The following is a 22,538-nucleotide window of genomic DNA, read 5'->3' as shown; positions in this document are numbered from 1 at the left end:
ACGATCGTAGTGCGCGAGGCGGCCGGGCCAAGTCGGGAGTCGACGCAGGGGACGACGGCGCTCTGCCGGCCGCGCCGCCACCCGCGCGCCCGCCCCGCCCCCCGCCCGCCGCGCCCCGCCTCTCGGCCGAGCCCGCGCGCGGCCTGCGCGCGCTCTCCAGGGAGGCCGGCCGCGGCGCGAGCCGGGTTCCTGCGGCCGCGCGTCCGAGCTAGATTGCGCGCATGTCCAACAGCCTGTTCATCGTGCATGTGCACGTACGTGTCAGACCCGAGCTCGTCGACGCGTTCCGGAGCGCGACGATCGAGAACGCACGCGAGAGCGTCAAGGAGCCGGGGATCGCCCGGTTCGACGTCGTCCAGGACACCGAGGATCCCGCGCGGTTCGTTCTCGTCGAGGTCTACAGGACCAAGGAAGCGCCGGCCGCACACAAGGAAACGGCGCATTACCAGCGGTGGCGGGACACCGTCGCGGAGATGATGGCCGAGCCGCGGACCAGCCGGAAATACGTCAATGTCTTCCCTGACGACGCGGGGGTTTGACATGGCGCCTCCCGGACATGAACCCGCCTTCGAGTTCGCCACCGCGACGCGCATCGCCTTCGGCGCGGGCAAGATCGCCGAGGTGCCCGCGGCCGTGCGGGGCCTCGGCGGGACGCGGGCGCTCGTCGTCACCGGGCAGGATCCCGGCCGCGCCGCGCCGCTCCTCGCCGCGCTCGCGGCGGCGGGCGTCGCCGCGGTGCGCTTCCCCGTCGCGGGCGAGCCGACGGTGGACATCGCCCGCGAGGGCACGTCGCGGGCCGCGGCCGAGCGGTGCGACGTCGTGGTGGCGCTCGGCGGCGGCAGCGCGATCGACGCCGGCAAGGCGATCGCCGCGCTCGTCGCGAACGGCGGCGACCCGCTCGATTACCTGGAGGTCATCGGCCAGGGGAGAGCGCTCTCGACGCCATCCGTGCCGTTCGTGGCGATCCCCACGACCGCGGGCACCGGCGCGGAGGTGACGCGCAACGCCGTGCTCGCCTCGCGGGAGGCCGGCGTGAAGGCGAGCCTCCGCAGCCCGCACATGCTGCCGCGCCTCGCGGTGGTCGACCCCGACCTGCTCGCGGGCGCCCCGCCTGGGGTGCTCGCCTCGAGCGGGCTCGACGCGCTGTCGCAGCTCATCGAGCCGTTCCTGTCGAGCCGCCGCAACCCGCTCACGGACGGCCTCGCGCGCGAGGGCATCCGCCGCTCGGCGCGCTCGCTGCGCCGCGCGGTCCTGGAGGGCACCGACGCGCCGACCCGGGACGACCTCGCGATCGCCAGCCTGCTCGGCGGCCTCTGCCTCGCGAACGCCGGCCTCGGGGCGGTCCACGGCTTCGCAGGGCCCGCGGGGGGGATGTACGACGCGCCGCACGGCGCGGTGTGCGCCGCGCTCTTACCTGCCGTCCTGGAGGTCAACCTGCGGGCGCTCCGGGCGCGCGACCCGGCTCACCTCGCGCTGCCGCGCTTCGACGAGCTGGCCGCGCTCGTCACGGGGCGCGCGAGCGCCGTCGCCGAGGAAGGGATCGCCTGGGTCCGCGAGCTCTGCCGTGACCTCGCGATCCCGGGGCTCCGGCGCTACGGCATGGGTGAGGCGGACCTCCCGGCGCTGGTCGCGAAGGCCAGGGCGGCGAGCAGCATGAAGGGGAACCCGCTGCCGCTCACCGACGAGGAGCTGTTCGACATCGCGGCGGCGTCCTTGTGATCGCGGCGCCGGTGGTATCATCGTGGGGTGGCAAGCCCCTACCGCACGAGGCCGTCTTTTCCGCCGCCTGTCCGGTCGATCGATCAACGGCGGCGGATCAGCGCGGCGAGCCTCGTGTTCGGCCTGCTCTGCGGCGTGACGGGGATCTCGCTCGCCGACGAGGGTCGGGCAGAGTGCACGCTGCTGTTCACGGGCGTCTGCGGCTTCGTCTTGCTCCTCCAGCGCTAGGGTGCACGCTAGCCTTGACCCCACCCCCGATAACCGGAGCTCGATGAAGAACGATCCCGCCCCGAATCCCACCCTCGACGCCATGCTCGCCGCCCAGCGCATCGCGTTTGCGCCCGTCATGTTCCAGGTGGCGCGGGTGATGCGAAACCGCGGCGTCCTCCGGGCGCTCCAGCGCGCCGGCAAGGGCGGCAGGACACCGGCCGAGGTCGCCCAGGACACCGGCCTCTCCGCCTATGCGGCCAAGACCTTGCTGGAGGCGAGCCTGAGCTTCGGCCTGGTGGAGCGCACGGGCGCAGGCGGCGCGAACGTCCAGGCAGAGCCGCGAGAGCGTGGCGAGCGCTACACGATCACGCGGGTCGGGCTCATCGTCGAGAATGACAGGATGACCCGTATCAACATGGATTTCATCCATGACGTCTGTTACGAGGGCATGCGCTTTCTCGACGAGGCCATCGAGGTTGGCAAGCCGGCTGGCCTGAAGGTCTTTGGCGAGTGGCCGACGGTCTATGAGGCGCTCCCGGCGCTCCCGCCGAAGGTGAGGGAGAGCTGGTTTGCGTTCGATCACCTCTACTCCGACTCCGCGTTCCCCGAGGCGCTGCCCATCGTGTTCGAGCGCAGGCCGAGGATGCTCCTCGACATCGGCGGCAACACCGGGCGGTGGGCGATCCAGTGCTGCACGCACGACCCCGACGTGCGCGTCACGCTGCTCGACCTGCCGGGCCAGCTGGAGGACGCGCGCGCCAACGTCGAGCAGCACGGCCTGCTCGGCCGGATCATGGGCACCCCCATCGACTTCCTGGATCACGGCCAGGCGTTCCCGACAGGCTTCGACGCCATCTGGATGAGCCAGTTCCTCGTGTGCTTCTCCGAGCCGGACATCGTCCAGATCCTCCGGCGGGCCGCGGCCGCCATGGGGGACGAGACGGTGCTCTGGATCCTCGACACGTTCTGGGATCGGCAGACGAACGATGTGGCGGTCCACTGTCTGCACGGCTCTTCCCTGTATTTCACGTGCCTCGCGAACGGGAACAGCCGCATGTACAGCGCCGCCGATATCCGGCGTTGCGTCGACGAGGCAGGCCTCGTCGTCGAGGCGGAGATCGATCACCTCGGCCTCGCCCACACGCTGCTCCGGTGCCGCCGGCGCGACGCGCCAGCGGGCAAGCGCGCGTGAGCGTGTCGGGGAAGCGACGCGCATAGCAGCCTGGACGATCCCGACCCCGGAGCGAGCGGCGACACCACGGATGAGGCGGCTCGGGGCGGCGTGCCCCGGTCCGTCGCCGGCGCGGCGTGGCCTGCGTTGCGCCGCGGCGATGACCGGGCGGGGCGCGCTCGAACGGCTTTCGCTGGCGGCCCTCGCGTAGCATAGTGGGGCGACGCCGCCACGGCGCCGCGCTGCGCCATGGGCCCACAAGGAGAAACCGTCGTGTCCCACCCCCCGCTCACCCAGCTGTCCGACGAGGAGCGCCTCTTCCGCGACTCGGTGCTTGATTTCGCCAGGAAGCGCGTCGCGCCGCGCGCGGCGGCGATGGACGAAGAGGGCGCGCTCGACCACGATCTGCTCCCTCCGCTGTTCGAGCTCGGCCTCATGGGCATCGAGATCCCGGAGGCGTACGGGGGCTCTGGAGCGGGCTTCTTCAGCGCGATCCTCGCGATCGAGGCGCTCGCCGTGGTCGACCCGAGCGTGAGCGTGCTCGTCGACGTGCAGAACACGCTGGTGGCCAATGCGTTCCTCCGCTGGGGCAGCGAGGCGCAGAAGGAGAGATACCTCCCGCGGCTGTCCCGGGACTGGGTCGGCTCGTATGCGCTGAGCGAGGCAGGCTCCGGCTCGGACGCGTTCGCCCTCGCGGCCCGCGCCGAGCGCCGAGGCGACCGCTGGATCCTGAACGGCCGCAAGCTCTGGATCACGAACGCGAACGAGAGCTCGGTCTTCCTTGTGTTCGCGAACGTCGATCCGACGAAGGGCTACAAGGGCATCACGGCCTTCGTCGTCGAGCGATCGTCCCCGGGCTTCTCGGTCGGCAAGAAGGAGAACAAGCTCGGGATCCGCGCCTCCAGCACGTGCGAGCTCGTCCTCGAGGACTGTGAGGTGCCGGAGGGCAACGTGATCGGCGAGGTCGGCAAGGGCTACAAGATCGCCATCGAGACGCTGAACGAGGGCCGGATCGGCATCGGCGCGCAGATGCTCGGCCTGGCCGCCGGGGCGTTCGACCACGCGATGCGCTACATGGGCGAGCGGAAGCAGTTCGGGCAGTCGATCGCGAGCTTCCAGGGCGTGCAGTTCCAGTATGCGCGCGTCGCCATGGAGATCGAGGCTGCGCGCCTCCTCGTCTACAACGCCGCGCGACTCAAGGACGCGGGCCAGCCGTTCGTGAAGGAGGCGGCGATGGCCAAGCTGTTCGCGTCCGAGGTGGCCGAGCGGACGGCGTCGCTCTGCATCGAGTTCATGGGCGGCGTCGGCTTCACCAAGGACTATCCTGTCGAGAAGCTCTACCGCGACGCGAAGATCGGGAAGATCTACGAGGGGACGTCGAACATGCAGCTCTCCACGATCGCGAAGCTGCTCCAGGCGGGATACGACACGAAGGGTTGAGCTGGGGAGTTCGCCCCCGTCCCAACACCGATGTTGCCCTCAGCGTCTCCGCTTCCATGACTCGGGTCTTCGGCGCGTGTGAAAGCACGCGACGAAGACGACGACGTCATCCATCAGACGAAAGAACAGCCCATAGGGGAAGCGCCGGACGAGCGCACGCCGTGTTTGGCGGTGCAGAACGGCGTAGGCCGTCGGCGCCTCGACGACCGCCTGCATCGCCACGCGGACCTCCACGAGGAACTCCTCTCCTAGCCCGTCGCGCTCTCGCTCGTACCAGGCATATGCCCGCGCGATGTCCGCCGCGGCAGCGGGCCGAACGAGGTACGGCCTCACCGTGACCGAGCGCGCGCCTGGGCGACGACCTCATCCCAGGTGAGCCCGACTGGCCCCTCGGCCTCGAGCTCATCGAGGCGCCGATCGAGCTCGACGCGTTGGGCGTCGCTGAGCGGCAGCGCGTCAGGGTCTCGCCCGAGGCTCGCCCATAACTCGTCGAGGAGGTCGAGTTGCTCGTCGCGGCTCAGTCGGGTGATGTCCAGCGCAGCCCTGCCCATACGCCCGAAAGTATCGCACGGAGCGCCCGCCGGAACAATCCGCCCACGGCTTCCCGCGTCACGGCAGCTGCCGCTTGAGATCGGCGAGCGAGCGGCGCGTCGACACCTGCTGCGGCAAGATCACGTCTCGCACCAGGGCGTGCGACTCGGTGTCGAGCTCCTCGATGTCGTTCCGGTAGTCCTTCAGGCCGTGCTCCTCCCCCTCGGCCAGCGCCGAGAGCGCCGTCTTGTGGCCGAGCGCCACGGCGGTCCCCTCGACAGCCTTGGCGAACGCGCCCCATGGCCCGGAGCTCGCCGGGGGGTCGCCTCCGAGCTCCTCGATCCGCCGGCGCAGCACCTTCACCCGCGCCTCGTGCGACGCAAGGTTGAGCCTGAGGTGGTGAGCCACCCAGCCCTGCCGCGCCGCGGCGATGGCCTGACGGTAGGTCTCGACCGCGGACATCTCGCCGCGGCAAAACGATTTGAGCTGCTCGATCGAGTCATCGTCGATGAGTCCGTCCAGGCCCACGCTCTCGTCTGCGAATGCGACCGGTTCCATGGGTACTCTCCTGCGATATCTGGTGAACCCCCGATTCCTCTCCTCCTTACCTCCCGAGCTGGGCCTCCACGCCGTACGTCCGCGCAGGAGCCGCGATCCCAGGGACCGTCGCCACTGCAGGAAGGCGCGCGCCCCCGTTGCCTCAGGGGTACATGTTCGCCTCGTACCGAATCAGTCTCGGCTGAACTCTTTCATTCCCTTCAAGTCCCGTTCCAATGTCCGGGACTTCGCGGTCATGAAGCGAGCTCATCGGTCCAGCGGCGGCTCCCCCTCCAGCGGCGACGCGGAGACGCGGAGCGCCGAGCGCCGGCTGGCTCACAGCGCGGCGAACACGCGGGCTCCCTTGCCCGTGCCGCAGAAATCGCCGTTGCCTGCGTCTCGCAGGATCGCGCGCAGCGCCGCGGCGTCCTTGTCGTCGCGCGCGAGGGCGCCGAGGAGCATCGCGCCTTCCTTGAGGCGCCTCTCGACCTCCGGCGCGCTGTGCTCGGGGATCCCGGCGTCGACGAGCACGCTGCTCAGGCTGGCCGTCTCGCTCGCCGAGCTCGCGTCCGCGAGCCTCACCGCGATGGGGCCGGCCACGGCGAGCCGCAGCCCCGGGACGACGAGCCCCGCGCTCGCCGAGGCGAGGATGGAGGTCAGCGCGCTCCCGTGCGACGCAGCGCCCTGCGTGCGCGGGCGCGCGAAGTGCTGGCGGCGAGCCGCCTCGCTCACGATGGCGCAGACGTCCCGTCGCGTGTGCCCGCTGTCCATGATCCGCCGGACAGCGTCCTCGGCCTCCTCACGTGCTCGCACCATCCCGGTGATCAACCTCTGGTTCGCCATGCAGACCTCCTTGGCTGAGGGCTCACGCCGCTCGCGCTGATTTCCTGGGAACATCCGCGCAACACGAACCGTACCGCGCGCGTATCCGGCGGGAGATCGCGGAGCCGCCCGCGACCCCAGCAACAGCCCCCGTCGCGTCCGCGGCACGATGCCACAGCGAGGCGATCACGCTGTGACGCAACGACACGGCAGACTCGTCGCGAGCGGCGCGGCGCATCCCCGCGCGGCCGCTGCAGCGCTCGCCGTCGGCGCGGCTCAGGCCGCTGCGCGCCGTTCCCTGGCCGGACGCTTCGCGCTCTTGCCGGCTCGCCGCGCGTTCACCGCGCGCACCGCGCGAACGCTCTCGCGGAGGCGGGTCACGAGCGGCGCGGCCTCTCGCTCGCCGAAGCCGCGGACGATCCGGAGCATCTTCGCCTCTTCGGGCCGGAGCGCCGCGAACTCCCCGTCCGCGACGGCCTCTTCCGCGTCGATCAGGGACTGCAGGGCGCCCTCCGTATAAGCGCGGATCACGGCCGGGTGGACATAACAACGCTGACAGACCGCGCGCGTGTTGCCCAGGCGGGCAGACACCCTGTCGATCACCTGCGCCACGCGCTTCTTCACCTGGCGGACCGAGGTCGCGACCTCCATCTCGCAGAAGAACGACGCGCACAGCACGGTGCCGGTCCAGGTGCGGAAGTCCTTCGCGGTGAAGTCCTGGCCCGCGACCGAGCGCAGGTACTCGTTCACGTCGTCCGAATGGATCCTTTGCCGCCGGCCCTCGCCGTCGATGTACTGGAACAGCTCGTGGCCGGGCACGTCCTGGCAGCGCTTCACGATGCGCGCGAGCCGGCGATCCCGCACCGTCAGCGTGTGCTCCTTGCCGCCCTTGCCCCTGAAGTGGAACCTGATGAGACTCCCCTCGATCTCGACGTGTTCGTCGTGGAGCGTGGTGAGACCATACGAGTCGTTGTCGCGCGCGTACTCGTCGTTCCCGACGCGGATCGATGTCTCGTCGAGCAGGCGCACCACGGCCGCCAGCACCTTCTCGCGCGTCAGGCCAGGCAGCGCGAGATCCCGCTCGGCCGCCGCGCGGATCGCCGGGAGCGCCGCGCCGAACGCGAGCATGCGATCGTACTTCGTCTCGTCGCGGACCTCGCGCCAGCGCGGGTGATACCGGTACTGCTTTCTGCCGCGCGCGTCCCGCCCTGTCGCCTGGATGTGCCCGCGCTCGCTCCGGCAGATCCACACATCGGTCCACGCAGGCGGGATCGCGAGGCGGCGGATCCGCGCGAGCGTCGCCTCGTCCTTGACGGGGCGCCCGTCGGCGTCGACGTAACGGAAGCCCTTGCCCGCCCCTCGCCTGGAGATCCCCGGCTCACCGTCGTTCACGTACCGGAGCCCGGCCGACTCGGCGGACTCGATCGGTGACGGGGTGAGCTGTCCTGTCCCCGCGAGCTCGCCGGTCGCGCGAGCGAGCTCGACCGTCTCGACCGATTCGATCGACACACTGACGCGGCGCCGGCGGAGGACGACGCCGCTCGCGGCTTCCCGCCTCTCGCGGCGCGGAGCGCTCCGCGGGCGACGCCTTTCACGGGTGGTCATGGCGCTGCCGCTCTGCATGGCGCGAACCGCTCAGAGGGCCCTCCTGCGCGACCAAGCCCGGAGCGCGCCGCCGCGCGCGCTCGCGGTGCGCCTCATCGATGCACCGCCTCACCTCGGCGTCGATCGCCGCGATCGCCATCCGGTTGAACATGCGCAGCGGCAGCGGCATGTCGATCGCGAAATCGACGGCCCTGGGCCGGAGCTCGAGCCGCCCGGAGAGCGTGAAGCCCTTGAACGAGAGGCCGAGATGCGCGTGCCGCTCGTCGCTCCAGAGAATGGAGGGAGCGTACTCTGCATATCGATCACAATACTTCGCCATCGCCCGCAGGACGGCGCTCTTCGCTTCTTCGTCGTTCAGGTCGTGATGGACAGTGTGGTTCATGATGACCTCGGGTGATGGCTGGAAAATCGGCTCCGCCGGGCGTTGACGAGACGCGCACGCGCGACAGGCTCGCCAGCGCCAGCGTTCGCGGGGTTAGCAAGCCGGGTGCCTGTCGGGTCCGACGGGGGCCGAGCGCTCGCGGCAGGGCCATTTCTGGGCGACTCCGCGCGGGGATCGGACCCGCCCGCGGTACGCGCATGTCGAGGTTCGCCACGAGCGGGGCAGATCGCCACGGTTGGCCTTGAGCCCGCCCCCTCGCGCCGCGGCTCAGCTCGCGGCATGGCGCGTGCGATCCATGCGATCATGCACGCGCTCCTGCACGAAGCCGCCGCGCTGAAGTCTCCACCTGCGCTCAGCGAGAGGCTCGGGCCACGGGCGAGGAGGGCGCTGAAGGCGCTGCTGATCCTGCCTATCGCGCTCTGGCTCGGCTACGTCGTCGTCGTGAACGTCATGCTGAGCACGGGGCTCATCGCGAGGCTCGTCAGCTACAACCCCGTCGACGCGTCGCTCTATTACGGGTCGGCGTGGAGCCTCTGGCCGGGCGTCGTTCACGTCGAGGAGCTCCGGCTCAGCGGCTCCGACAGCGTGCTTCAGTGGGCGGTGGAGCTCGACGAAGCGGACGTCGATATCCACCTGACCGATCTCCTCCGGAAGACGTTCTATGCGGAGGACATCCGCGCCAGGGGCTTCGTGTTCCGGATGCGGATGCTCGTGGATCCGACGAGCGAGCGCGATCTGGAGGCGCCGCCCATCCAGGCGCTGCCGCCCATCCCGGACTTCGCGAACCCTCCGCTCAAGCCGGAGCTGCCGCCGAAGCACGATCTCGAGAACTCCGACGAGGGTTACAACCTGTGGACGGTGCACCTGGAGGACATCGACACGACGCTCAAGGAGATCTGGATCCAGCAAGTCAGGTATGCCGGCGGCGGCCGCGTGCGGGGAGGGTTCTATTACAAGCCGCTCCGCGCCGTTCGCGTCGGGCCCGTCGCGCTGGAGCTCCGGTCGGGCGAGGTCCACGTCGCCGATCGCGTCGTCGCGCGGCTCGACGCCGACGCCGACGTGACGATGAGCACGTTCGATCCGCGGGACGTCGAAGGGCTCGACGTCCTCGATACCACCTGGGCGCGCGTCCGCCTCGACGCGCAGCTGCCGGGGCTCGATTTCATCCACCTTCCCGGGGGCGAGGGCGCCGGACCCAGGCTCGAGGACGGCAGCGGAGAGCTCAGGACGAACCTCGTCATGAACCGGGGGAGCGTCGAGCCGGGCAGCACTGTGTCCTACGAGACGAGCCGCCTCGTGGCTTCCACCGCGTCGCTCCGCGCGACCGCCGAGGCGCGCGCGGCGCTCCGCGTCGACGAGCGCGGAGCGCCGCGCCTCGCGGTGACGCTGCCCCGCGCGACGCTCGAGCGCCCGGGGAGCGGGCTGCCGCCCATCGTCGTGGAGAGGGCGAGCGCCACCTTCGACGCGCCGGAGCTCCACCTCCTGCGGCTCCCGCCGGGGTTCGCGTCGAAGGTGGATGTCGTCGCCGCGGCGATCCCGGACCTGCGCTGGCTGAACGCCGAAGACGCCGCGCCGGACGCGCCGCGGTTCACGGGCGGCGCAGCCTTCGCGCGGAGCAGCCTGGAGGTCGACCCCCTGGGCCGGGGGACGGGCTCGCTGAGCCTGCTGTTGAAGCACGGCGCCCTGCAGTGGAAACAGACGAGGGTGAAGGGCGACGTGGCGGCGCGCATGAAGCTCGACGCGGTGAACGTCTTGAATCCGACAGCCAAGCTGCGGGAGGGCCGCATCGACATCGAGGACCTCGCGATCGAGCACGAGGGCGAGGCGATCCCCGGCTGGTGGGCGCACATCGACATCGAGGACGCCGAGGTAAAACGGGGGCTCACGGAGGCGGCGATCCGGATGGAATGCAAGGACGCGCGGCCGGCCGTGATGCTGCTCGACGCCGAGGATGCCATTCCCGGCTGGGCCGCGGGGCTCCTTGCGATGGAGGGGCTCAAGGCGTCCGCGAAGGTGAAGCGCGCGGACGGCGGCGTCGATTTCAGGCTCCTGGAGGCGAAGGGGGGCGATCTCGCGATCCGCGGGCGGCTCACGAAGTCGGACGGGCAGACCGCCAGGGGAGCGTTCCTCGTGAAGAGTGGGCTGCTCTCGGTGGGGATCGCGCTCGATCGGGACGGGGCCGGCGTGCACCCCCTCGCCGGCGACGACTGGGTAAACGAGAAGATGATCGCGCTGGGCAGGTGACCCCGCCGGACGACGCCGGCGAGCCATGGGGCGACCGCGGCGCGGCCAGGCCCCGCGCATCGACCGTCTTCACGCTTCAGCGGGCGCTCATCAACGAACGGGCGCTGGCCGGAGAGACGGAGAGAGGAGGGGGAGAGTTCAATGCAAAGGCGCAAAGACGCAAGAGAGAGAGAGAGAGAGAGAGAGAGAGAGAGAAAAAACTCATGCATTTTTGCGTCTTTGCGCCTTTGCGTTGAACTCTCCCTCCGGACTCCTGGCGGGCGGAACTAGCCGCGAGCCTTCTCACGAACGGCGATCTGCCGGATCGCCTCCTCGATCGCCCCCGCGACGCCGCGGATCCGGGGAACGCGCCGCAGATCGCGGTGGACCACGAGGTACACGCTCACCGTCGGGAGCGGCGTCGGGCACACGAGCCGCCGCAGCCCGGGCACATCACGCGCGAGCGCGTCCGCAAAGATGCAGATGCCCTGTGACTCGCTCGCGGCCGTGAGGACCGCGTCGTCCGAGCTCGAACGAAACGGGAACCGACGTGCGCCGCGGGCGACGAGCCACCGCTCCTGCTCGGACTCCCGGCCCGGCCCGTCATAGCCGACGAAGTCGTGCCGCGGGAAGTCCGCGTCGCGGAGGTGGCCGTCGCGCAGGTGTCGCTCGACATACTCGTTCGAGGCCCAGAGGCCGTACGAGAACGTGCCGAGGCGCTTCTCGACGAGCGCCTTCGACGACGAGCGCACCGTCCGGACGCCGAGGTCGGCCTCACGCTTCGCGACGTCCGCGAGGCGCGCCTCCGAGGCGAGCTCGATCAGCGTCTCGGGGTGGATGCGCCGCCACTCGGAGAGGACCTTCGCCATCGGGCGCGCGAAGCTCTCCTTGACCGAGACGCGCACACCGCCCTCGAGCGACTCGGCGCCGCGCGCGTCCCTCCCCTCGACGCGGAGCTCCCTCTCCATGCCCTCGGCGAGCGCGACCAGCGCGCGCGCCGTCGGATCGATCGAGGTGCCGGCCGTCGTCCGGTGCACGAGCTTCCGGCCGAGCGCGAGCTCGAGCGCGTCGATGCGCCGCCCGACCGTCGAGGTGGAGAGCCCGAGCGCCTTGCCCGCGCCGAGGAAGCTGCGACGTCGGTCGACCTCGAGCAGCACGCGCAGGTCGTCCCAGGAGAAGGCGTCGTTTTTCATCCGTGGAACTCCGATGCCCGAAGATGTCCGTTCTCGCGAACCGACCCAGAGCTTACACATGGAGGCATGACGCGACACCCCTTCGAGAACCGGAACGCCCTCGTCACTGGCGCCTCCACCGGCATCGGCGCCGAATTCGCCCGCCAGCTCGCCGCGCAGCGATGCCACATGATCCTCGTCGCCCGCTCGCGCGACAAGCTGGAGGCGCTCGCCGCCGAGCTGCGCGCCGCGCACGGCGTCCGCGTCGAGGTGATCGCCGACGACCTCACGAGCGCGGGGGCGATCGGGCGCGTGCACGCGGAGGTCGCGCGGCGCGGCGTGACCGTCGACCTCCTCATCAACAACGCGGGATTCGCGACCCACGGCCGCTTCGAGGAGACGCCGATCGAAAGGCAGCTCGAGGAGATCGCGCTCAACGTGAGCGCCCTCGTCGCGATGACCCACGCGTTCCTGCCCGACCTCGTGAGGACGCGCGGCGCGGTCCTCAACGTCGCGTCCACGGCGGCGTTCTACCCGATCGCCTCGATGGCGGTGTACGGGGCGACCAAGGCCTTCGTGCTCTCGTTCAGCGAGGCGCTCTGGGCCGAGCTCGGCGAGCGGGGCGTGAAGGTGGTCGCGCTCTGCCCCGGCGCGACCGAGACGCCGTTCTTCGAGATCGCCGGGGAAGCCGCGGCCGTGGGCGCGAAGGCGAAGGCGAGCGACGTCGTGCGGCTCGGCCTGCGCTCCCTCTCGACGGGGCGAACCCACGCCATCCACGGCCTCGGCAACTACATCCTCTCGAACCTCGCGCGCTTCGTGCCGCGCGCCATGGCGGCGCGCCTGACGGCGGAGGTCATGCGGAAGAACCAGGTGCGCGCCCTGCCGGCCAGGGCGGCGAGCGCACGTCCCTGATCGGCGCTCGGGCGGGCGCTACGCCCCCCGCGGCGCGTCACTGCGATGCGGGAACCTTGAGGGCGAGCTCGCGCCGCAGCAGGATCTGCTGGAGCCCGAACTGGCCGAGCGTGGCGCCGACCGAGACGAGCCAGATGGTGTGCATGCGGAAGCCGGGCCGAGCGCTCAGGGCGAGGACGGGGAAGACGAACGCGACCGCGCGCGCCCCCGAGGCGGCGAGCGAGGGCCAGGTGTTGCCGAGGCCTTGAAAGACGCCGGCGGAGACGAACACGATGCCGCTCGCGAAGTATCCCCAGGAGGTCACCTGGAGGTAGTCGACGCCGGCCGCGACGACGTCCGGCGCGGGCGAGAAGAGCGCGACGAGCTGCGCGGGGAAGACCTGGCAGACCACGGTGAAGAGGACCATGAACCCGAGCACGAGCTTCACGCTCTCGAGCGCGGTCTCGCGGACGCGAGCGTAGGCGCGGGAGCCGTAGTTCTGGCCGATGACCGCCGCAGCAGAGAAGCTGATCGCCACGGCAGGCATGAAGCCGGCCTGCATCACCCGCAGCCCGATGCCGAACCCGGCCTGCGCCTCCGAGCCGAAGGGGCGCGTGACCACGTAGATCACGCCCATGGTGACGGCCAGCAGCAAGAACTCCGCGCCCGAGGGCAAGCCGATGGCCACCAGCTTTCGCCATGTGGGGAGATCCGGCTGCCAGTCGGCGAGGCGGAGGCGAAGGAAGGTCTTGCCGCGCAGGAGATAGACGGCGAGCCCGACGACGGCGGCCGCGGTCGCGATGAGCGTGGCGAGGGCCGCGCCGAGCACGCCGAGCGGGCGCCCCGATACCCAGCCGAAGACGAGGAAGGGCGCGAGGACCATGTTGAGCAGCACGCTCGCGGTCTGGGCCACGAGCCCCGGCTTCATGTCTCCGATGCCGCGCAGCGCCGAGCCGAGCCCCACCATCGTGAACTGCAGCGCGAGCGCCGGAATGAACGCGAGCAGGAAGCTGCTCGCGAGCTCAGCGGTCATGGCGTCTCCAGAGAGCCGCTCGGCGTACGTGCGGTGAAGCGCGAGGCCGAGCACGAGAAAGAGGGCGCCCGCCCACATGGCGAGGCTCTGCACCTGGTTGAACAGGCGCTGCACCTCGCCGTGCTCCTTTCTTCCGGCCGCTTGCGAGACGAGCGCCACGCAGCCGACCGAGAGCATCTGCGTCGCGGCCAGGGAGACGAACATCAGGTTGCTGGAGACCGCCACGGCAGCGACGGCCTCCTTTCCGAGGCGACCGACCCAGTAGATGTCGATCAGGCCGTAGAGGGTCTGGATCGCCATGCCGGCCAGGATGAACAGCATGACGCGCACGACGTGCGCGCGCGGCTTGCCCTGCGTCATGTCGTGCACGCCGCGCGGCGCGGACGGCGCCTCGACTTCGATGTTGGTGTCCATAAGTTTTTGCCGGGTAATATCTGACCGTCTCGGTATTACCCGGGTAATTTTTCCTCGCAAGGGCCAGGTGCACGAGCGTGGATCGACGGCACCGCTCTTGAAGTTTTCCGGAGAAAAGCACAGAGTGGCGGGATGATGAAGCCCTCGTGCCTTGTGGCGATCGCCGCCTTGCTCGCAGCGCCGCTCCTCACCTCCTCCGCGCGGGCGGACATCCCGCCGCCCACCGCGTGCGACACGCCGGGGTCGAGCTGTAACAACGCAGGGCCCGAGGCCAACGAGCCTGGCACGTGCACGCAGCAGAAGTGCCAGCGAACGCTGCCGGGCGAGGACGGCGGCTTCACCACGGTGGAATACGACTGCAATCTGTGCATTTCCTCGGGCGGGAGCGCGACGTCGACCTCGGGCGGGAGCGCGACATCGACCACGGGCGGGAGCGCAACCTCGACCTCGGGCGGGGACTCGACGTCGGCCGGCAGCGCGGGCTCGGACAAGGCATCATCGGACGACGGCGGCTGCGCCATGAGCGGCGCCGCCTCGGGCGGCGCGATGGCCGGGCTGATGCTGCTCTGCGGCGCCGCGGCGCTCGTGATCGCCCGCCGGCGCCGCTGAAGCGAGCCTCGGCCGTGGGTGCGCCCGGTCCTCCGCCCGCGAGCGTGGCCCGCCTGCTCGAGCGCGGCGTCGCGCCGCTCGACGGCGCGCGACGGCGCGTCTTCGGCCTGCTCCGCCGGAGCGAGCTCGCGATCGCGATCGTGGCGCGCCCCGATCGCAGGATAGCCACCCTCGCCGCGGCCAACGCGCTCGGCGCCTTCGCCATGGCGGTCTTTGCGCCGAGCGCGCTGCTCGTGCTCGGGCCCGTCCTGCTCGGGGTCCTGCACGTCGCGGCCGACGTGCGCTACCTCGTGCTGCGGCGCGGGCTGCCGTCGTGGTGGCGGGGCGTCGTCTGGACCGCCTGCGCCGCGCTGGTGGGGGTGCGGGGCGCCCAGGAGCACTTCGGCTCGGCCGCGGCGCTGCTCCGCGCCGAGCACGCCTTGCTCGCCGCCTGGCTCGGCGCCGCGATCGTCGCCGGCGCGCTCGCGTCGCGCGCGTGGCGGCGCGTCGCGCTGGCCGCCGCCGCGGCCGTGGCGCTGTCGGCGGCGGCGCTCGCCGCGCCGCGCGGCTTCCGGCTCGTCCTCGCGCACGCGCACAACCTGGTCGCGCTCGCGTTATGGCTCGCGCTCTTCCGCCGCCGGGTGCGCGCTGTCGCCTGGCCGCTCGGCCTCGTGCTGGCCGGGACCGCGCTCCTCGCGAGCGGGGCGATGACCTCCGTCACCCTCCGCGCCGGGTGGCTGGACGCCTTCGGGCTGCACCTCTTCCTTGCGAGCGACTGGCTCGCGCCCGGGCTGCCGACCCGCTCCGCGATGGCGCTCACCGCATGTTATGCGTTCCTGCAGTCCGTCCATTACGCGGTCTGGCTGCTGCTCATTCCGCAGGAAGATCACCCGGGCCGGCGGACAACCACCTTCCGCATGTCCGCGCGCTCGCTCCGGCGCGACTTCGGGGACGCAGGGCTCGCCGCCGTGGCGGTCCTCGCCGGCCTGGTGCTGCTCGGCGCCCTGCGCAGCGCGCTCGGCACGCGCAACCTGGTGCTCTCGCTCGCCTCCTTCCACGGGTACCTGGAGCTCGCGCTGCTCGCATACTTCTATGTCCGCGGCGACGTCGGCCGGCGCGCCGCGGAGGCGCGCCAGGAGCGGTCCGGGCACGCGCGCGGGGTGGTGGACCGCGGCGGGCCCGAGATCGCCGCGCAGCCGGCCGCGCCATGAGCCGCGTCTTCACCGATCCGCTGGTGGCCGCCTGGGCGCGCGCGTTCGCGTTCACGCTGCTCATCGAGCTCGCCGTCGCCTCACCGCTGCTCGGCGCGGCGGAGCCGTCACGAGGCCGCCGCGCCGCGCTCGTGGCCGTCGCCAACATCGCGAGTCACCCGGCGGTGTGGTTCATCTTCCCCGCGCTCGCGATCGGCGCCACGGCGCGACTGGCCCTCTCGGAGCTCTGGGCGGTGCTGCTCGAGCTCGGCGTCTACCGGCTCGCGCTGCGCGATCTACCTGCCACGCACGCCATCGCCGCCTCGGCGCTCGCGAACGGCGCGTCGCTCGGGCTCGGGCTGCTCCTGCGCGCCACGACCGGCTGGGTGTGAGCGGGCCGCGGAGCGCCGCTCCGCCGGCTCCGAAGCAACACCGCCGCGGACAGCACCCCTCGCGGGCGGGCTCGTCCGATGCGACATCGTTCGTTCGCCGACAGCGTGGGTGATCGTCTCACGCAGCGCGGACGGCTCCGCTGCGCTATGACTGCGAGATGTTCGGTCCAGGGCGCCCTCAGTACCCTCCGCAGCAGCCGCCTCAGTACCCTCCGCAACCGCCGCCTTACTACCCTCCGCAGCCGCCGCCTTACTACCCTCCACCGCCGCCGCAGCGTCCGAAGTCAGGCCTGTCGCCGCTCGTGATCGTGCTCATCGTCCTCGGCGGGTTGTTCGCGCTGGGCATGGGCGCCATCCTCGTGATCGGCGGCGCTGTGTACCTGGCGGCGAGCGCATCGCCGGAGCAAACCGTCGTCGAGACCACGCCTTCCGGCGTGTCGACCGCCGGCGGCGCCTCGCCGGTGGTGCCCAGGTCGACGAGCACCCCCCTTCGGCCCGACCAGGAGGCCGACGAGGCGGCGGGCGAAGACCCGTCCACCGGCGACCACGCCGCGGGTGATGCCCCGTCGCCTGCTGCCGACGACGAGACGGGCGAGGCGCCGGCGCCTCTGTCGACAGCGGCGCGGACGCCCACCTCCCCGAGCGAGGGCTCCTCGAAGGGAAGCCCCAGCAACGGGAGCGCGACGGGCGGGTCGTCCTGGTGGTGTACGGCGAGCGCGTCCGTGCGCGTCTGCGGCTTCGCGGGCGCGTGCAACTATCAGATGGTGTTCGGCAACGGCTCGGCGAAGGATCGCTTCCTGGCGTCGCAGCAAGCGAAGCATGCATGCGAGGCGAGCGCGCGCGCCAGGGGCGCCACCGCCATCTGCGTCGTGCAGTGCAGCCCTCGATGACAAGCGACGAGTCGCTCGTTCGGCTGAGCTCTCGTCAGCCGCGCCACGAACTGCCGCTACTGTCGTAGCAGCTCTTCTATCACGGCGAGCCGCCCCCGACCCCGTAGTAGCCACCCCCGGCCCCGGAGTAGCTGCCCCCGGTCCCGGGGTAGCCGCTGGTCACGCTCTCGACGGGGCCCGCGCCTCCGGTTCCGGGGTCCCCGCCTCCGGCTCCGCCCGAACCGTAGTAGTCGTCCGGATCTTCGTAGACGTTGATGTCGAGGTTCACCTTGCCGTTGAGCCACAGCTCGCTGCTCCCGATACCGAACGCATACTCGGCCCAGGTCGTCGAACGCGGCGAGACGTACACGTAGACCGTTTGCCGCGATAGCAGCGTGGCCTCCACGTTCGGATCCGTCACCGTGCCGTCCTCGACCTTCTCGAAGTGCCAGCCCGGAAGGAGCCTGACGCCGTACCCTCCCTGCTCCAGATCGACGACGAGGGAGCTCTCGTCCGGATCCTGATCCTCGCTGCTGACCGTCACCACGGTTCCGTAGCCACCACCGACAGCCATGGCTGAGGTATTCTCATCCTCGTAGTAGTAATAACCGTTCGAGATCTCGAACGTGGCGTCGCGGAGCCGATACCGCGCTCCAGACGGCGCGTTAGCCGCGAGCGGCAAGCTGATCGAGCCGACGTCCGGACCGCGATCGGCGGCCTGCGAGCCGCAACCGCTGAGCAAGGCCGCGAACACCACGCCAGCCGCCGCCACCGACCCAAACCCTCTGATCGTCTTGGTCATTCTATCCTCCAGGTAAGCTGCCCCTCCGGACCGACGGCGGCGTGTGCCGTGACCTGCCACCGGTCCAGAGTGGGCCACCACCGAAGAGCAACCCGCGGGCCAACCTGGATTTTCCGCAAATCAGCGCGTGCACATTGGCACCCGCTCAGTATTTGGCCCATATTGAGCCAATTATTTGAGCCATAGCTGGCCTGTGCCACTGCCTGATCTGTGCCACTGCGAGCGCGCGCAAGCCGAGGCCGAGAGCGCCATGGCGCCGACGACCGTCGGTCGGCTGAGCGGGACCGGCTCGTCATCGGGTCGACGGCCCGGTGGCAGCTACTCCTCGCCCGAGAGCACCGCTGCGATCGCGACGCGCTGCCCGCGCGGCTGCCCCGCGGCGTCGGCGTGGGCCATGTCGAGGGCGGCCAGCACCGTCGACAGCGTCGTCTGGTCGAGGACCGACGACGCCTCGACGGCGTGGAGGTCTTCTCCCACGAAGTTCTTCGGGCAGGCGTCGATGACCGGCAGCGCGCGCTCGCTGGCCGGCGCGAACCGGATGGGCAGGCCGTGCGTGCGGCAGATGAGCGGCCGCGCCGCGTAGATGGCGCACCTCCCCTCCCCGTCGAGCGCCGGGCACACGCCGGGATCGCCCGCTCGCGCGCGCTCGGCGAGCGCCGCGCGGTCGGTCACCGGGAGCGCCGCGAGCGCCTCGCGGATCGCGTCGGCCTCGATCGACGTCACCGAGAACCGCCGCCGGCAACAGTCGCTGCACCCCGTGCTGCAGGCCATCCGCCCGCCGTGGCGGGCGCTCGCGCTCGCGAAGAACGCGTCGACCTTGGTGAAGAGCTCGTGGAGGCGCTCGCGCGGCGTGCGGTGCATGCGTCGGCGTCTATAGCGGGGCGGATCCTCGTGCGCCACGGCCGCATCTGCGCCGCTCCGCTCGCCTCGGCGCGCTCTCCACGTTATCCGGCGGCCACGGCGCGGCCGCTGGCGACCTCCGCCGACGGCGCGTGCCGGGCCACGAGCTGGGCGACCTCGCCGCGGCAGGAGCCGCACCCCGTGCCGGCCTTGGTCGCGGCGCACGCCGCCTCCAGCGAGCAGGCGCCGCCCTCGATGGCCTCCCGGAGGGTCGCCTCGCTGACCTTGTGACAGTTGCAGACGATGCGCTCGGCCTGCGCCGCCGGCCCCGCGCCGCCGCCGGCGCAGAGCGCCTCCAGAGGATCGGCGGGCAGCGGATCGTTGCGATCGAAGAGCTGCACGAGCGTGGCGGCTGCCGCGGTGTTGCCGACGAACTGGGCGCCTAACAGTCGCCCGTCGCGGAGGATCAGCTTCCGGTACGTGCTCTTCCGCGTCTCCACGACCTGGAGCACGTCGTCGCTCTCGAGCTCCGGCTCGGTGCTGCCCATGGAGGTGACGTCGACGCCCGCCACCTTCAGCCGGGTATACAGCTTCGTGCCTCGGTAGCGCGCCTGCGGGTTCGCGCCCGTCAGGACGTCGGCGAGGACGGCGGCCTGCTCCCAGATGGGCGTCACGATGCCATAGAGCCTGCCCCGGTGCTCCGCGCACTCGCCGATGGCATAGATGCCGGGCACCTGGGTGGCCATCGTGTCGTTGACGACGATGCCCTTGTTGATGGGCAGGTTGGAGGCCCGCGCGACGTCGACGCGGGGCCGGACGCCGCACGCGAGGACCACCATGTCGGCCGGCAGGACGCTGCCGTCGTCGAGGCGACACCCCTCGACGGACTCCTCCCCGCAGATGGCCTCGACGGTGCGCCCGGTGCGGACGAAGATGCCGCAGCGCTCGATGTGCTGCTCGAGCATGTCGCCGCCCATCTGGTCGAGCTGCGCGTTCATGAGGCTCTTCGCGACGTGGATGACGGTCACGTGGAGGCCCATGTCGCTCAGCACCTTGGCCGCCTCCAGGCCGAGGAGCCCGCCGCCGACCACGATGGCGTTGTCTCCCGCCCGCGCGCAGCCGCGCATCCGGACGCAATCGTCCATCGTCCTGTACACGAAGACGCCCGGGCGCAGATCGCCCTCCGAGGTCGTCATGCCCTCGAGCGGCGGGACGAGCGGCTGGCTGCCGGTCGCGAGCACGGCGACGTCATAACGCTGGCGCGCGCCGTCGGCTGCCACGACCGCCCTCGACGCGGTGTCGATCCGCGCCACGGAGGTCCCGCCGACGAGCCGCACCCCGTTCCGCTCGTACCAGGCGGGGGGCTTCGTGACGATGGAGTCCGGCGCCTCCCCTGCGAGCACCTTGCTGAGCAGGACGCGGTTGTAGGCGCCGCCCCGCTCCTCGCCGAAGACGGTGATGTCGTAGCGGTCCCTCGCGCCGCGCGACATCAGCTCGTCCAGCAGGCGGCACGCCGCCATGCCGTTGCCAACGATGACAAGGTCCTTCCTTCGCATCAGTTCGACTCCGAGACCCGGCGCGCCCTGACGGCGCACACCTTGAACTCCGGCATCCGGCTGGTCGGGTCCAGCGCCGGCACGGTGAGGATGTTGGCGGCCTTCTTGCCGCCCCAGTGAAACGGAGCAAAGAGCGTGTCCGGCCGGATCGCGGGCGCGACCGCCACCCGGAAGGTGACCGCCCCTCGCCGGCTCTCGACGAGGAGCGAGTCGCCATCGACGACGCCGAGGCGCGCCGCCAGCCTGGGGTGGACCTCGACCTTCGGCTCGGGCTTGGCCTCTTCCAGCGTGGAGACCCGGCGCGTCTGGGCGCCGGAGTTGTAGTGTTCCTTGTAGCGGCCCGTCGTGAAGTAGAACGGATAAGCGTCGTCGGGGAGCTCGGCGGCGGGGCGGTGGTGGACCGCGTGGAACCGCGCCCGGCCGTTCGGGTGATGGAACCGCTCGGCGAAGAGGCGCGGAGTCCCCGGGTGCTCGACCGACGGGCACGGCCAGAAGACGCCTCGGTGCCGGCGTATCTTGTCGTAGGTGATGCCGCTGTAGTCCGCCTTGGCGCCCGCGGTCGCCCGGCGCAGCTCGTCGAACACCTGCTCCGCGGACGTGTACTGGAAGTGCCTGCCCGCGCCGAGGCGGCGCGCGAGCTCGCAGAAGATCTCGATATCGGTCTTCACCTCGGGGGGCGCCGGGCGGACCTTCTGCCGCAGGATCACCCGCCCTTCGAGGTTCGTCATCGTCCCCTCCTCCTCCGCGAACTGGGCGATCGGAAGGAGGACGTGGGCGTCCCGGGCCGTCTCGTTGGCGAAGGCGTCACAGACCACGAGCAGATCGAGCGACGCGAGCCGCCGCTCGACGTTGAGCGCGTTCGGCGACGCGACAGCCACGTTGGATCCGAACACGAGCAGCGCGCGGATGCCCCCCTCGGGGCCGAGCGCGTCGAGCAGCTCGTAGGCGCTCTTCCCCTTGCCTGGCAGCTCGGCAGGGTCGACGCCCCAGACGCGGGCGATGGCGGCCCGGTGCTCCGCGTCCTCGATATGCCGGTAGCCGGGGAGCTGATCCGCCTTCTGGCCGTGCTCGCGGCCCCCCTGGCCGTTGCCCTGTCCGGTGAGGCAGCCATAGCCGCTGTACGGCTTGCCGACCTTGCCGAGCGCGAGCATCAGGTTGATGAAGGAGAGCACGGTGTCCACCCCCTTCGACTGCTGCTCCGGCCCGCGGCCGGAGAGCAGCATGCTGCTCGGCGCCTCGGCGAGCAGCCGCACGGCCTTGAGCTGATCCTGCGTGGAGACCCCGGTCAGCCGCTCGACGTGCGCCGGGTGGTACGAGAGGACGGCGCGGCGGAGATCGTCGAACCCGTCCGTGCGCGCGGCGATATACGCCGTGTCGATGAGCTTCTCCTCGAGGGCGAGGTAGAGGAGGCCGTTGGCGAGCGCCAGGTCGGACCCGGGCGTGGGCTGGAGGTGGAGCGCCGCGGCGCGCGCCGTGTCGGTGCGCCGCGGGTCGACGACGATCAGCGCGCCGCCGTTGTCGCGCTGCGCGAAGATCCATTGCATGATCGGCGGCAGGGTCTCCGCGCAGTTCGCGCCCCAGAGGAGCAGCGCCTTGGTCTGGGCGATATCGGACACGGGGAACGGCAGGCCGCGGTCGACGCCAAACGCCTTGTTCTGCCCCGCGGCCGCCGAGGACATGCAATAGCGGCCGTTGTAATCGACGTTCGGCGACTGGAGGGCGAGGCGGACGAATTTGCCGAGGAGGTAAGTCTTCTCGTTCGTCAGGGCGCCGCTGCCGAACGCGGCCAGCGCCGCGGGGCCGTGGAGCTCTCGCAGCCGGAGGAGCCGCTCGGCGACGAAATCGAGCGCCGTGTCCCAGCGCGCCGGCAGGAGGCGGCCGGCGCGCCCGCGGATCTTCGGCACCGTCAGCCGCTCGGGGTGATCGAGCAGGGCCGCGGAGGTGAACCCCTTGATGCACATCTGCCCGCGGTTGACGGGGAAATCGTCGTCCGGTCGGACGTCGATCGCCCCTGCGTGGGCCGCGCGATCCGTCATGACCACGCCGCACTGGAAGGCGCAGTAAGGACAGTGGGTCTGCGTGGTCGTCTCGGAGGTGACGATCTTGAGCCGAAGGAAGGAGCGCGGTGCCATGGAGTCGTGTCAGCCACCC

24 protein-coding genes are annotated in these 22,538 nt (G+C 71.1%); 12 read left to right on the top strand and 12 right to left on the bottom strand.

The features are described 5' to 3' along the window. The first annotated feature begins 221 nt into the window (after positions 1–221). The 5 genes from WMF14_RS06685 to WMF14_RS06665 all read left to right on the top strand — a co-directional run bounded on the left by WMF14_RS06685 (position 222) and on the right by WMF14_RS06665 (position 4,540). On the top strand, positions 222–539 hold the full coding sequence (locus tag WMF14_RS06685; protein WP_437799340.1) for a putative quinol monooxygenase: 318 nt from the start codon (positions 222–224) through the stop codon (positions 537–539). 1 nt (position 540) lies between these two features. Then, positions 541–1,719 (top strand): iron-containing alcohol dehydrogenase, encoded by a 1,179-nt coding sequence (locus WMF14_RS06680; RefSeq protein WP_437799338.1) that lies wholly within the window; start codon positions 541–543, stop codon positions 1,717–1,719. A gap of 27 nt (positions 1,720–1,746) precedes the next feature. Beyond that, positions 1,747–1,947: a hypothetical protein gene (locus WMF14_RS06675; protein ID WP_272100844.1), complete on the top strand. Its 201-nt coding sequence runs from the start codon at positions 1,747–1,749 to the stop codon at positions 1,945–1,947. A gap of 43 nt (positions 1,948–1,990) precedes the next feature. Beyond that, positions 1,991–3,121: a class I SAM-dependent methyltransferase gene (locus tag WMF14_RS06670; RefSeq protein WP_437799336.1), complete on the top strand. Its 1,131-nt coding sequence runs from the start codon at positions 1,991–1,993 to the stop codon at positions 3,119–3,121. 252 nt (positions 3,122–3,373) lie between these two features. Further along, positions 3,374–4,540 (top strand): acyl-CoA dehydrogenase, encoded by a 1,167-nt coding sequence (locus WMF14_RS06665; protein ID WP_437799334.1) that lies wholly within the window; start codon positions 3,374–3,376, stop codon positions 4,538–4,540. A 39-nt stretch (positions 4,541–4,579) separates the two neighbouring features. On the opposite strand, the gene WMF14_RS06660 is transcribed toward WMF14_RS06665, so the two are convergent. The 6 genes from WMF14_RS06660 to WMF14_RS06635 form a co-directional block, all read right to left on the bottom strand. Then, a complete protein-coding gene (locus WMF14_RS06660; protein ID WP_437799332.1) occupies positions 4,580–4,873 on the bottom strand; it encodes a type II toxin-antitoxin system RelE/ParE family toxin in 294 nt (97 codons plus the stop codon). After that, positions 4,870–5,091, bottom strand: a complete 222-nt coding sequence (locus WMF14_RS06655) for an addiction module protein (RefSeq protein ID WP_012233798.1) — start codon at positions 5,089–5,091, stop codon at positions 4,870–4,872. Before WMF14_RS06655 ends, WMF14_RS06660 begins: the two co-directional genes overlap by 4 nt. 58 nt (positions 5,092–5,149) lie before the next feature. After that, positions 5,150–5,629, bottom strand: a complete 480-nt coding sequence (locus WMF14_RS06650; protein WP_437327955.1) for a DUF2383 domain-containing protein — start codon at positions 5,627–5,629, stop codon at positions 5,150–5,152. Between the two features lie 315 nt (positions 5,630–5,944). Further along, complete coding sequence (locus WMF14_RS06645) at positions 5,945–6,451, bottom strand: hypothetical protein (protein WP_437799330.1); 507 nt, start codon at positions 6,449–6,451, stop codon at positions 5,945–5,947. A 255-nt stretch (positions 6,452–6,706) separates the two neighbouring features. Further along, positions 6,707–8,053 (bottom strand): DNA topoisomerase IB, encoded by a 1,347-nt coding sequence (locus WMF14_RS06640; protein ID WP_437799328.1) that lies wholly within the window; start codon positions 8,051–8,053, stop codon positions 6,707–6,709. Beyond that, positions 8,022–8,417, bottom strand: coding sequence for a polyhydroxyalkanoic acid system family protein (locus WMF14_RS06635; protein WP_437327952.1), 396 nt, complete (start codon positions 8,415–8,417; stop codon positions 8,022–8,024). Before WMF14_RS06635 ends, WMF14_RS06640 begins: the two co-directional genes overlap by 32 nt. A 279-nt stretch (positions 8,418–8,696) precedes the next feature. On the opposite strand from WMF14_RS06635, the gene WMF14_RS06630 reads away from it, so the two are divergent. Together WMF14_RS06630 and WMF14_RS06625 are read left to right on the top strand one after the other, a co-directional pair. Continuing rightward, entirely contained in the window at positions 8,697–10,661 is a 1,965-nt protein-coding gene (locus tag WMF14_RS06630; protein WP_437799326.1) for a hypothetical protein, read from the top strand. Continuing rightward, on the top strand, positions 10,658–10,897 hold the full coding sequence (locus WMF14_RS06625; RefSeq protein ID WP_437799324.1) for a hypothetical protein: 240 nt from the start codon (positions 10,658–10,660) through the stop codon (positions 10,895–10,897). Before WMF14_RS06630 ends, WMF14_RS06625 begins: the two co-directional genes overlap by 4 nt. Positions 10,898–10,927: 30 nt before the next feature. Here WMF14_RS06625 and WMF14_RS06620 read toward each other — a convergent pair whose 3' ends face one another. Further along, a complete protein-coding gene (locus WMF14_RS06620) occupies positions 10,928–11,833 on the bottom strand; it encodes a LysR family transcriptional regulator (protein WP_437799322.1) in 906 nt (301 codons plus the stop codon). Positions 11,834–11,899: 66 nt separating this feature from the next. Here WMF14_RS06620 and WMF14_RS06615 point away from each other — a divergent pair, with 66 nt between their 5' ends. After that, positions 11,900–12,724 carry an SDR family NAD(P)-dependent oxidoreductase gene (locus tag WMF14_RS06615; protein WP_437799321.1) on the top strand — a complete coding sequence of 275 codons (825 nt, stop codon included), beginning with the start codon at positions 11,900–11,902 and terminating at the stop codon, positions 12,722–12,724. A 37-nt stretch (positions 12,725–12,761) separates the two neighbouring features. Here WMF14_RS06615 and WMF14_RS06610 read toward each other — a convergent pair whose 3' ends face one another. Continuing rightward, positions 12,762–14,150, bottom strand: coding sequence for an MATE family efflux transporter (locus tag WMF14_RS06610; RefSeq protein ID WP_437799320.1), 1,389 nt, complete (start codon positions 14,148–14,150; stop codon positions 12,762–12,764). 132 nt (positions 14,151–14,282) lie between these two features. Here WMF14_RS06610 and WMF14_RS06605 point away from each other — a divergent pair, with 132 nt between their 5' ends. The 4 genes from WMF14_RS06605 (at position 14,283) to WMF14_RS06590 (ending at position 17,210) form a co-directional block, all read left to right on the top strand. Then, the gene (locus WMF14_RS06605) at positions 14,283–14,759 is read left to right on the top strand and encodes a hypothetical protein (protein ID WP_437799319.1); all 477 of its coding nucleotides are present in this window, start codon (positions 14,283–14,285) and stop codon (positions 14,757–14,759) included. Positions 14,760–14,773: 14 nt separating this feature from the next. Continuing rightward, entirely contained in the window at positions 14,774–15,949 is a 1,176-nt protein-coding gene (locus tag WMF14_RS06600; protein WP_437799318.1) for a hypothetical protein, read from the top strand. Then, positions 15,946–16,320 (top strand): hypothetical protein, encoded by a 375-nt coding sequence (locus WMF14_RS06595; RefSeq protein ID WP_272100816.1) that lies wholly within the window; start codon positions 15,946–15,948, stop codon positions 16,318–16,320. The genes WMF14_RS06600 and WMF14_RS06595 overlap by 4 nt, the downstream gene beginning before the upstream one ends. Before the next feature lie 158 nt (positions 16,321–16,478). Then, positions 16,479–17,210 carry a hypothetical protein gene (locus tag WMF14_RS06590; protein ID WP_437799317.1) on the top strand — a complete coding sequence of 244 codons (732 nt, stop codon included), beginning with the start codon at positions 16,479–16,481 and terminating at the stop codon, positions 17,208–17,210. A gap of 79 nt (positions 17,211–17,289) precedes the next feature. Here the strand turns inward: WMF14_RS06590 and WMF14_RS06585 are convergent, their stop codons facing one another. From WMF14_RS06585 to WMF14_RS06570, 4 genes are all read right to left on the bottom strand, one after another. After that, on the bottom strand, positions 17,290–17,991 hold the full coding sequence (locus WMF14_RS06585) for a hypothetical protein (RefSeq protein ID WP_437799316.1): 702 nt from the start codon (positions 17,989–17,991) through the stop codon (positions 17,290–17,292). Between the two features lie 318 nt (positions 17,992–18,309). Beyond that, positions 18,310–18,852, bottom strand: a complete 543-nt coding sequence (locus WMF14_RS06580) for a YkgJ family cysteine cluster protein (RefSeq protein ID WP_437799315.1) — start codon at positions 18,850–18,852, stop codon at positions 18,310–18,312. An 83-nt stretch (positions 18,853–18,935) separates the two neighbouring features. Continuing rightward, positions 18,936–20,387 (bottom strand): FAD-dependent oxidoreductase, encoded by a 1,452-nt coding sequence (locus tag WMF14_RS06575; RefSeq protein ID WP_437799314.1) that lies wholly within the window; start codon positions 20,385–20,387, stop codon positions 18,936–18,938. After that, positions 20,387–22,519, bottom strand: a complete 2,133-nt coding sequence (locus WMF14_RS06570) for a molybdopterin oxidoreductase family protein (RefSeq protein ID WP_437799313.1) — start codon at positions 22,517–22,519, stop codon at positions 20,387–20,389. The genes WMF14_RS06575 and WMF14_RS06570 overlap by 1 nt, the downstream gene beginning before the upstream one ends. Between the last annotated feature and the right edge of the window lie 19 nt (positions 22,520–22,538).

It is taken from the genome of Sorangium sp. So ce693 (genome assembly GCF_051521375.1).
Lineage (GTDB): Bacteria > Myxococcota_A > Polyangia > Polyangiales > Polyangiaceae > Sorangium > Sorangium atrum.
This window is presented reverse-complemented; position numbering and strand designations above follow the sequence as displayed.

Bases quoted from the DNA above. Each gene is read 5' to 3' on its own strand.
- WMF14_RS06685 (WP_437799340.1), top strand. From the start codon at position 222: ATGTCCAACAGCCTGTTCATCGTGCATGTGCACGTACGTGTCAGACCC.
- WMF14_RS06680 (WP_437799338.1), top strand. From the start codon at position 541: ATGGCGCCTCCCGGACATGAACCCGCCTTCGAGTTCGCCACCGCGACG.
- WMF14_RS06670 (WP_437799336.1), top strand. From the start codon at position 1,991: ATGAAGAACGATCCCGCCCCGAATCCCACCCTCGACGCCATGCTCGCC.
- WMF14_RS06655 (WP_012233798.1), bottom strand. From the start codon at position 5,091: ATGGGCAGGGCTGCGCTGGACATCACCCGACTGAGCCGCGACGAGCAA.
- WMF14_RS06650 (WP_437327955.1), bottom strand. From the start codon at position 5,629: ATGGAACCGGTCGCATTCGCAGACGAGAGCGTGGGCCTGGACGGACTC.
- WMF14_RS06645 (WP_437799330.1), bottom strand. From the start codon at position 6,451: ATGGCGAACCAGAGGTTGATCACCGGGATGGTGCGAGCACGTGAGGAG.
- WMF14_RS06640 (WP_437799328.1), bottom strand. From the start codon at position 8,053: ATGCAGAGCGGCAGCGCCATGACCACCCGTGAAAGGCGTCGCCCGCGG.
- WMF14_RS06635 (WP_437327952.1), bottom strand. From the start codon at position 8,417: ATGAACCACACTGTCCATCACGACCTGAACGACGAAGAAGCGAAGAGC.
- WMF14_RS06630 (WP_437799326.1), top strand. From the start codon at position 8,697: ATGGCGCGTGCGATCCATGCGATCATGCACGCGCTCCTGCACGAAGCC.
- WMF14_RS06620 (WP_437799322.1), bottom strand. From the start codon at position 11,833: ATGAAAAACGACGCCTTCTCCTGGGACGACCTGCGCGTGCTGCTCGAG.
- WMF14_RS06615 (WP_437799321.1), top strand. From the start codon at position 11,900: ATGACGCGACACCCCTTCGAGAACCGGAACGCCCTCGTCACTGGCGCC.
- WMF14_RS06610 (WP_437799320.1), bottom strand. From the start codon at position 14,150: ATGGACACCAACATCGAAGTCGAGGCGCCGTCCGCGCCGCGCGGCGTG.
- WMF14_RS06605 (WP_437799319.1), top strand. From the start codon at position 14,283: ATGATGAAGCCCTCGTGCCTTGTGGCGATCGCCGCCTTGCTCGCAGCG.
- WMF14_RS06595 (WP_272100816.1), top strand. From the start codon at position 15,946: ATGAGCCGCGTCTTCACCGATCCGCTGGTGGCCGCCTGGGCGCGCGCG.
- WMF14_RS06590 (WP_437799317.1), top strand. From the start codon at position 16,479: ATGTTCGGTCCAGGGCGCCCTCAGTACCCTCCGCAGCAGCCGCCTCAG.
- WMF14_RS06585 (WP_437799316.1), bottom strand. From the start codon at position 17,991: ATGACCAAGACGATCAGAGGGTTTGGGTCGGTGGCGGCGGCTGGCGTG.
- WMF14_RS06580 (WP_437799315.1), bottom strand. From the start codon at position 18,852: ATGCACCGCACGCCGCGCGAGCGCCTCCACGAGCTCTTCACCAAGGTC.
- WMF14_RS06575 (WP_437799314.1), bottom strand. From the start codon at position 20,387: ATGCGAAGGAAGGACCTTGTCATCGTTGGCAACGGCATGGCGGCGTGC.
- WMF14_RS06570 (WP_437799313.1), bottom strand. From the start codon at position 22,519: ATGGCACCGCGCTCCTTCCTTCGGCTCAAGATCGTCACCTCCGAGACG.